The 7,572-nt window shown below is 62.7% G+C and carries 8 protein-coding genes; 4 read left to right on the top strand and 4 right to left on the bottom strand.

Annotated elements, in window-relative coordinates; genetic code table 11:
- Positions 1–206: 206 nt before the first annotated feature.
- Both VKS22_01165 and VKS22_01160 read left to right on the top strand, forming a co-directional pair.
- Positions 207–1,406 carry a pyridoxal phosphate-dependent aminotransferase gene (locus VKS22_01165; GenBank protein ID HLW69209.1) on the top strand — a complete coding sequence of 400 codons (1,200 nt, stop codon included), beginning with the start codon at positions 207–209 and terminating at the stop codon, positions 1,404–1,406.
- Positions 1,407–1,482: 76 nt separating this feature from the next.
- Positions 1,483–2,079, top strand: a complete 597-nt coding sequence (locus tag VKS22_01160; protein HLW69208.1) for a peroxiredoxin — start codon at positions 1,483–1,485, stop codon at positions 2,077–2,079.
- Between the two features lie 3 nt (positions 2,080–2,082).
- Here the strand turns inward: VKS22_01160 and VKS22_01155 are convergent, their stop codons facing one another.
- The 3 genes from VKS22_01155 to murJ form a co-directional block, all read right to left on the bottom strand.
- Positions 2,083–2,850: a YkgJ family cysteine cluster protein gene (locus tag VKS22_01155; GenBank protein HLW69207.1), complete on the bottom strand. Its 768-nt coding sequence runs from the start codon at positions 2,848–2,850 to the stop codon at positions 2,083–2,085.
- A gap of 55 nt (positions 2,851–2,905) precedes the next feature.
- Positions 2,906–3,451 (bottom strand): hypothetical protein, encoded by a 546-nt coding sequence (locus VKS22_01150; GenBank protein HLW69206.1) that lies wholly within the window; start codon positions 3,449–3,451, stop codon positions 2,906–2,908.
- Positions 3,452–3,543: 92 nt separating this feature from the next.
- Positions 3,544–5,214, bottom strand: a complete 1,671-nt coding sequence (murJ, locus tag VKS22_01145) for a murein biosynthesis integral membrane protein MurJ (GenBank protein ID HLW69205.1) — start codon at positions 5,212–5,214, stop codon at positions 3,544–3,546.
- A gap of 132 nt (positions 5,215–5,346) precedes the next feature.
- On the opposite strand from murJ, the gene hemW reads away from it, so the two are divergent.
- Both hemW and VKS22_01135 read left to right on the top strand, forming a co-directional pair.
- Complete coding sequence (gene hemW / locus VKS22_01140) at positions 5,347–6,495, top strand: radical SAM family heme chaperone HemW (protein ID HLW69204.1); 1,149 nt, start codon at positions 5,347–5,349, stop codon at positions 6,493–6,495.
- 281 nt (positions 6,496–6,776) lie between these two features.
- Positions 6,777–7,052 (top strand): hypothetical protein, encoded by a 276-nt coding sequence (locus VKS22_01135; protein ID HLW69203.1) that lies wholly within the window; start codon positions 6,777–6,779, stop codon positions 7,050–7,052.
- 70 nt (positions 7,053–7,122) lie between these two features.
- Here VKS22_01135 and VKS22_01130 read toward each other — a convergent pair whose 3' ends face one another.
- The gene (locus VKS22_01130; GenBank protein ID HLW69202.1) at positions 7,123–7,569 is read right to left on the bottom strand and encodes a hypothetical protein; all 447 of its coding nucleotides are present in this window, start codon (positions 7,567–7,569) and stop codon (positions 7,123–7,125) included.
- Positions 7,570–7,572: the final 3 nt, after the last annotated feature.

Below are 7,572 nucleotides of genomic sequence, written 5' to 3'. Positions count from 1 at the left end.
GCCCGACGACCGGGTCGGTCGGGTGGAGCACCTGCCCCGCGATGGCCGGCGCGGCGGCGAGCGCGGAGAGCAAGCCAAGACCAACCGCCCAGCGCATCTGAGAATCCCCGACGATCGACGACACCGCCCGACGCCATGTTGCTCCGCAGCAAGACCCCGCGTAAACACCCGCCCGCATTTCCACCCAGAGAGAGGAGAGTCTTCCCGTGTTCGCCCAGTCCGCAGCGCTCGCCCGCGTCAAGCCGTCCGCCACCATGGCGGCCGACGCCAAAGCCCGCGCGCTGAGGGCCGCCGGGAAAGACGTGATCTCGCTGGCCGCCGGCGAGCCGGATTTCGACACGCCCGAGCGGATCAAGGCGGCGGCGCGGCGCGCGCTGGCCGACGGCATGACGCACTACACGCCGGTCAGCGGCACCGCGGCGCTCAAGGAGGCGATTCGGCTCAAGCTTAAACGCGACAACGGCCTCGATTACGAAGCCGCCGAGATAATTGCATCAGCGGGCGGCAAGCAGGCCGAGGCCAACGTCATCGCGGCGCTGTTTGACGAAGGCGACGAGGTGATCATCCCGACGCCAGCGTGGGTGAGCTTCGTCGCGATGGTCAATCTGAGCGGCGCGGAAGCGCAGCTGGTTCCATGTCCCGAGGAGAACGCTTTCCTGCTCGATCCGGAGCGGCTGCGCCGCGCGATCACGCCGCGCACCCGCGGCATTATCCTGAACTCGCCGTCGAATCCGACCGGCGCGGTCTATTCGTCCGAGCAACTTTCTGCACTTTCAAAAATCCTGCTCGACGCCAACCTCTGGGTGATGTCCGACGACGTTTACGAGCACATCATCTATGACGGTCCGGCGCCTCATGTCTTCCAGGTCGAGCCTCGGCTCAAGTCCAAAGGGATTGTTTTCAACTCGCTGTCGAAGGCCTATGCGATGACCGGATGGCGCATCGGCTTCGCTGCCGGACCGCGCGAGGCAATCGCGGCGGCGACCCGCCTGCAGAGTCAGAACAGCGGCAATCCCAACTCGATCACCCAGGCTGCGGCGGTCGAGGCGCTGGCCGGGCCTCAGGACGAAATCAAGTCGATGATGGCGGAGTTCCGCGCGCGGCGTGAACTGGTGGTCGAGCGCGTGCGCCGGCTCGATGGTTTCCGCCTCCCGAACGTGCCGCAGGGCGCGTTTTACGCCTTCCCGAATATCTCGGCGATTCTCGGCGCGAGCCTCGATGGGCACAAGGTCAGCGACGGCAATTCGTTCGCCGAGTTGGCGCTCAACGAGGCGCACGTCGCCCTGGTCGGCGGCAACGACTTCGGCGCGCCGGAGCACGTGCGGATGAGCTATGCCACTTCGCTCGCGAATTTGAACGAGGCCTTCGACCGGCTCGAGCGCCTGCTCAAGCGGCTGCAGCGTTAGCAGGCTGCCTGCTATTCCGATGGCCTGCTATAGTCGGTCGAGGCGCTCGCTCTCGCGAGTCCTGGCGGTGATCATCATGAGCGGATTTTTCAACCTGTTCTTTCCGTGGCTGGCGCGCGCCGAAATGCTCAAAGTGGGAACGCCGGCGCCCGCCTTCTCTACCACCGCCGTGGTTGGCGAGCAGACGGTGCCGATCAAGCTCAGTGACTATCGCGGGCGCAAAGTCGTGCTCTACTTCTATCCCAAGGACAGCACGCCCGGGTGCACGAAGGAGGCCTGCGCCTTCCGCGACGGCTACGCGCAGTTGAGCCGATGGGGTATCGCGCTCCTCGGATGCAGTATCGACAGTGCCGACGCCCATCGGGCGTTCGCCAAAAAATACCGGCTCTCGTTTCCCCTGTTGCTCGATCCGGGCAACAAGATCGCCAAGGCCTACGGCGCTGACAACGGTATCCCGATCCTCGGACTTGATCGGCGCGTCACTTACGTGATCGGCGAGGACGGCAACATCCTCAAGGTCTATCCGAACGTCGATCCGTCGATTCACGCGACGCAGATTATCCAGGACCTCGGCGCCGACAAGACACCGCCCTCACCGACTGCTACACCTTCCCCAACTGCGACGCCCAATGGTGCTGCGACACCGTCCAAAAATCGGGACGACAGCGAATAGAGTCTAGGGCAGATCGGCTGCCCGCGCGACGGGCGGATGGCCCAGGCTGACCGCGAGCATAACCGCGGCGGCGGCGAGGCTCGCGGGATTCTTCTCGATCCGGATCAGGTCATTGAGCGCCTCGAGATGCGCGCGCATCGTGGCTGCCCCGGAATCGCCGCGGCCGGCGAAGCGATCGGCGTCGAACAGCGCGTCGATCAGCGGATTCGGATCGAAATTGTTTTCGGCCAGGGCCTCGCGGGTCGCGACGCGCCAGAACTCGTGCGGCTCCACGATCGTGAAATCGCCCAGTGCCGCGACGCGCGCACGCATCAGATCGAGCAACTGCCGATAAGCGTCGTTTGCGGCCAGATACTCCGGGACGCCCTGCGCCTCGAGGAAATCAGCGATCGTGCCGCTCTCGCCATAGATCCCGCGCGAGCCGATCGCCGGTTCGAGCCGGATGAAATTCTCGCGCCCATCGAGGTCGCGTTCGAGACCCAAAGGATAGAGCCGGCAGGCTAGCGGGCGTCCCGCATGAATCGTGCATCGCACGCCCGCGAGCGCGCGGCAGGTTCCGTCGTCTTTGAACTTTAGAATCGATCCGCGCCGGAGGGTATATTCCCGCACCGTCTCAGCCGTCGAAATTCCCGCGGCCCGCGCGATCCGAATCACGTCATACGGCGACAGCGCAATCACCTGATCGCGGCAGCATCGCCCGCACTGATTGCAGGAATACGAGAAAGTGTGGCGAATCGTTTTGCTCATCGAGTAGGAGAAAGAGAGTGCCACGGCCCCGGCCTTGAGCGACAGTTCCAAAAAAAGGTGGTTTCTTCTCTACGCGCGCTCACTCCAGGTTCGCTCTGTGATTGCGCACCCTCATTTCCGTGACGCGATCCTCTCGCGCTATCCCGACGATCGCATTTGCTGTCAAGTTCACGATTTCTTGTACAACCTCTGGTGACTGCGCAGTGGCTTCTATCGACTCGATAGCTATCTTGCGAATCGCGGCAATTCCCTCCATTTTTACCCGGTCATGCGCCCCTAGCCTTCCACGGAGCAAAGAGAAAAGATTGACCAAAAGGCCGGCGATATCTGCAATTGCAGCGACCTCGAAGAGGCCTGGAGACGAGATCTGAATACGTTCTATACGCAAGTCTCCATAATGCTCTCTAGCCTGATGGGTCAATGTTCGCGATATAGAGGCAAACGACTGCTCCCGGCCCGCTGGATCGCTGTAGCCGCGAGATAACCTAATCAGTTCTGGGCGCAGATCATCCGAAATGAGGATCGCTAGACGGAAATAACTCTTATCGAGAGAGTACAATAGCCGTCGAAAATCTCCCAATTCCCACGATTCGGAAACAGCCAATTCTAAAGTTGCATCCGCCAAGGCGTCCCCCTGATAATAAAGTACCAGAAAAAACGCCTGCTAGGCTCTCTCATCCCGCATAAGAGGGCAAGGGAAAACATATCACTAGGTCTTTAACGTACGATCCGTTTTGCCCGGGAGACGGCAAACCCTGTAATTCGCGATAACTCCGGAAGTCCGCTCCACCACGCGAGGCCCAGGTATACGGCCCCGTACACTGGGATCACTGCGAGTGCGGTCAGGCGCGGGCCGCGGTGGACTTCGTGTTTGACTGCAAACGCGATCGCTCCCGCGGCGAGCGCCATCGCCCACAGCTGGATGAGATAGCGCCGCTCCAGCCCGGTCCATCCGAGGCGCCGGTTCAGGCTGCGCCGCAGCAACGTGAACTCGACCCACGCCGCGACGCCGGCCGACGCCGACAATCCGGCGACGCCCCAGCGCATCGGGATGCCGAAGAGCGGCGGCAGAATAATCGCGCAGAGGTAGCCCAACACAAGTGTCAGGCCGACCCGGATCAGCGCATAACGTAAAGGTGTGCGCGTGTCCCACATCGCGTAGTAGGTCGAGTTGTAGAGCCGGCTCATCGTGGCGGCCAGCAAGCCGACCGCCGAGCCGGCGAGGATCGCCCAGACGTAGAGTGCGTCGCGATGCTTGAAGGCGCCCGACTGGAACAGCAGTGCCACGATGACGTCGCCGATGATCAGAAAGGCCGCGGCCGATGGCACCACCATGAACGAGATCTGCCGCAGTCCGGCATTGAGCCGCGCGCGCAGCGCCTCGGCGGACGCGGTGTTGGTCGCGACCGTCACGCGCGACATCGCGGGCAGCTCCGCCGCCGCCACCGACATCCCGAACAGGCTCACCGGCAGGAGGTAGAGAATCTGCGCGTAGTTGAGCCCGGCCACTGCGCCGACCGGGAGCAGGCTCGCGAGCAGATTATCGATATAGCCGCTGACCTGCGCGACGCCGCGACTGGCGATCACCGGCATCAGGTTGTTGAAGACGTTGCGCAGCTCCGTCCGCACTCGCGCGAAATGGATACGCAGTGGGCCTAGCAATGGGAGCGTCTGCGGTAGTTGGACGATAATCTGGAGTGCCGCCCCGGCGACCGAGCCCCACGCCGCCTTGAGCGCAAGCCCGTCCTGAGTGCTGCGCGGGCCGTAAAAGATCAGCGCGGCGATAATCGCGGCGTTCCACGCCACCGGCGCCGTGTAGGAGGCGAAGAACCGATGGTGGCTGTTGAGGACGCCGAGGCACCAGGCCGACATCACGAGCAGCCCAGCGCCGGGAAACAGGATGCGCACGATGCGGATGGTCAGGTCGCGGCGCGCGCCGTGAAAGCCCGGCGCGATCGCGTCGATCAGATAGGGGGTGAAGAGCACGCCCGCGACCACCAGGATCGCGATCGCCAGCCCAAGGATCGCACCGACGGACCACGCCAGCAGGTCAGCCGCCTCTTCCTCGCCCTCGCTGAGCAGCCGGCTGTAAACCGGAATGAACGAGGCCGAGAGCACGCCCTCGCCGAAGAGATTCTGCAGGATATTCGGAATTCTGAAGCCGGCCTTGAAGGCGTCGGCGGCCGCTGAGTTGCCCAGATAGTGTGCGAAAATACTCTCGCGGATGAGTCCGGCGATCCGGCTCAGCAGGATTCCCGCGCCCACCAGCAACGCGAGGCTAGTGCCGCCGCGAACCTTGTCGCCGCTTGCGGCCGGACCGGTTTCCGCTGGCGCTTCGTGATGGCTTCGAGTTGCGACCGGCGAGCTCCTTGGAGGAATCGCGCTCAAGTATAGCGGCGCGCCCGCGCCGCGTGTAGCCGACGCGGAATTTCCGCGCAGGACATCGAGGCAGGATTAATCGAAACGGTTCAAAACGTAGCGAGGGTCAGCCGCGCCGCATATGATGAATGAGCTACGAAAATGCCCTTCTCACTTTACATTCATATCCCCTACTGCCACTCGAAATGTCCGTATTGCGATTTCAACTCGCACGCGGCGTCGAGCTGGCCCGAACAGGCCTACACGGACGCGCTGATCGCCGAGATGCGGGCGCGAGCTGCCGAGCCGAACTGGAGCGGCGGGCGAGTCAAAACGATCTTTTTCGGGGGCGGGACGCCGTCGCTTTTTGCCCCGCGCTCGATTGGCGCGCTGATCGACGCGGCGGCGGCAATTTTCGGCGTCGAAGCCGACGCGGAGATCACGCTCGAGGCCAACCCCGGCACCGTCGATAGCGCCAAGCTCGCGGGCTTTCGCATCGCCGGCGTCAATCGGATCAGCTTTGGCGCGCAATCGTTCAACCCGGCGATTCTGAAGTTCCTAGGACGCCTCCACAGCGCCGAGGAGACTCGCGCAGCAGCGCGCGCCGTCCGCCGTGCGGGTTTTGCGCGGCTCAATCTCGATCTCATCTTCGCCGTCCCGGGCCAGACTGCCGCGGACGTCCTGAACGATATCGCGGAGGTGGTTGCGCTCGAGCCCGATCACGTCTCGGCCTACAACCTGACCTTCGAAGAGGGCACGGTCTTTTTCGCTGAGCGCAAGCGCGGACGCATCCGCGAGTTGAGCAACGACGCTCAGGCCGCGATCTTCTCGACGGTGCGCCACGAAATCCCGCGTCGCGGCTATCCGATGTACGAGATCTCCAACTATGCCGCCCCGGGGCACGAGGCGCGGCACAATCTAACTTACTGGCATGCAGAGAGTTATCTCGGTCTCGGCGCAGGCGCCCACAGCTTCGCGCAGAGTGCGATCGGCGGTCGCCGCTGGTGGAATGAAAAGGCGCCGTCTCGTTATATCGAGCTCGTACGTGCGAACAAAATAGCTGAGGTCGGCGGCGAAACTATCGATCGGCCGGCTGCGATGAGCGAATTTGTCTTCCTCAATCTGCGCTTGCGTGACGGTTTTGCGATTGCTGAGTTCGAGCGTCGCTTCGGGCAGCCCCTCGATGATTCCTTCGCGGGCGTCAGCCGTCGTCTGGTCGAGGACGGCTTACTGATAAGCCGCGGCGGCCGCGTTTTCCTGAGCGATCGTGGCGTCGAACTGGGTGATTCGGTCTTTGCGGAGTTCGTTTGAGGCGCTAGCGAAGCGCTCCAGCGCGGAGCGAGCACAGGGGGCGGCGGAGTCTGCGACGCGCGGCCAAGGTCAGAAGTGTGCGAGCTGCGTTCAAGGAAAATCAAGGCTGCATTGAAGCAGCACCCGGGTCCGAAGCGCCTTGCCTCAATCAGGTCGATTTGTAACCATCGCATCCAATTCGTGAGTTTGGCAGGGTTTCCATTACCCTTCATTCTCGCTAACTTGAAACCCGCAGATTCTAAATCAAGATCAGGATTCTGGCGAAACTTGAGGAGGCTCGGATGATAAGGAAATTCTCGGTTCTTGTTGGAGCATTGTCCCTGGCGGCGTTTGCCGCGGCCTGCACCGCCGACGTCAACCTTCAGGCCGATAAGGCGGCGCATTCTGCTGCCCAGGCGAGTTCGGATGCGTCCAACGCCGAAGGCTCGGCGCAACTGGCGCAGGCGGCCAGCCAAAAGGCTGATCAGAATGCGGCGGCGGCCGAAGATTCGAGCCGTCGGGCGAGCGACGCGGCGGCGCGTGTCGAAGCCGCGTTTAATTCCTCAGTCGTGAAGTAGTCGGATCCAAATTTGGGGGCGGGCGCTCACGAGAGCGCCCGCCGCGCGTTCCTGCCGTTACCGGCACAGATTACTGCTTACGTTCCGTTGGCGTTGCTGAAGGGGCTGGGCCCTCGGCCGACTCCTTAAGCGCGTCGCGGACATGCTCCATCGCGCCGTCGTCACGTTGCACGCGGTTCTCGAGCTGGCGAAAAGCTTCGAGGGTCATCCCCTGCTGAGACGCGGCCTGTTCGATCGGCAGGGTGCGGTCATGCTGCATCGCCCGATAGACCGCGATATATTTTTCCACCTGCTCGGGGGGAACTTCGGCTTCTTCTTCGCTATTGGCACTCGCTTGTGTCAGAGTGCTAATGGACAAGGAGCCGGTGATAAAGAGAGCGGACGCGGCATGGAGCGGTCGGGCGGCGAGGGAGAGCGAAATCAGCGCCATCAACAATACGCCGACGCGCAAATCGGCCGACGACGCCCGCGTAATAATCCAATGATTGAAATCAAAACGCCGCAATCTCGTGCTCATGAC

It is taken from the genome of Candidatus Binataceae bacterium (assembly GCA_035308025.1).
Taxonomy (GTDB): domain Bacteria; phylum Desulfobacterota; class Binatia; order Binatales; family Binataceae; genus JAJPHI01.
The sequence above is the reverse complement of the archived record's forward strand: the minus strand, read 5'-3'. Positions and strand labels throughout refer to the sequence as shown.